Origin of the sequence: Anaerotruncus sp. 1XD42-93, assembly GCF_009917605.1 — a bacterium.
In the GTDB taxonomy this organism is placed as follows: domain Bacteria; phylum Bacillota; class Clostridia; order Oscillospirales; family Ruminococcaceae; genus Anaerotruncus.
This window is the reverse complement of record NZ_QZEG01000190.1, coordinates 1-950: the sequence shown is the minus strand read 5'-3', so window position 1 is coordinate 950 and position 950 is coordinate 1. Positions and strand designations below refer to the sequence as shown.

Here is a 950-nt window from a genome sequence, read left to right as displayed (position 1 = left end):
GACGGGGGTGCGGCAACGATTTTGGTGTCGCATTCGCTGAATCAGATTCGAGAACTTTGCAACAAGGTGCTGTGGTTACACAAAGGGAAGCAGATCGCATTTGGAGAGATGGGGCCGATTTGTGATCAATATACAGCATTTCTATTTGGGGAATTTCAGATTTAGATGTAACCCTAAACTTATATAAATATGAAATAATCTTTTGAATTGCTACAAAGAGAGATGGATTTATGGATACAAATAAAAAAGATATAGCAAAAAGTTGGCTTAGAAAACGCTCCCTATTAAAATGCATTTTAATAGTTGAAATGATAGGCTGCTATATGGCTGTTTTGACAATGGTCAGCTATTGGAGGGGGCCTGTGCAATATCAAGCTATTACGGATCTCCCTTTGCTGAAAACCAGCGATTTTATAGCTGATAATGGCGAGGTGAAGGGCACTTCTGAGGTGCTTCTAATGCAAAATAATCAGGCCGGCAATGCTGTTAGTTATTATGCTTATTTGAGTTTGCGAGAACTGGAGAGCATCTATGTGCAATTTGTCGTTGACTGCCCAGCAGAATATGCTGGAAATGTATTACATGTAGATTTATTGGGAGACAATTATGATAATGACGAGCAAGAATATCAGCTAACATTAGATGCAGGCATCAATGAGGCCGCCCTTTTCTTGGATCCGGGGGAAAATCCACCAGAAGATGTGATGCTGCGTTTCTTTACATTGGATATGGCCGAGTATGCTGTGGAGAATTTGCAGGTCTGCGCCGGAGAGGCTTTGCCAAAAGTCAGTATGAGTATGGTTGGCGTTGTAGTTTTACTTTTTGCTTTATGTGGCATCACTATGGCGATGTTGTTTATAAAAAGCAAAGCTGAATAATTAGGGCTTGTTTGAAAAATAGTGAAGGCTGAGCTAAATCAACAAAATAGCGATAGCGGCAATGTAAACGAA

At 40.4% G+C, this 950-nt stretch carries 1 protein-coding gene and 1 pseudogene; both read left to right on the top strand.

Going from position 1 to position 950, the window contains the following annotated elements; all coding sequences use genetic code 11:
* Window positions 1–165: pseudogene (locus D5269_RS18770) on the top strand (ABC transporter ATP-binding protein); the annotation flags it as partial.
* 65 nt (window positions 166–230) lie between these two features.
* Entirely contained in the window at window positions 231–878 is a 648-nt protein-coding gene (locus D5269_RS17950) for a hypothetical protein (RefSeq protein WP_120487659.1), read from the top strand.
* Window positions 879–950: the final 72 nt, after the last annotated feature.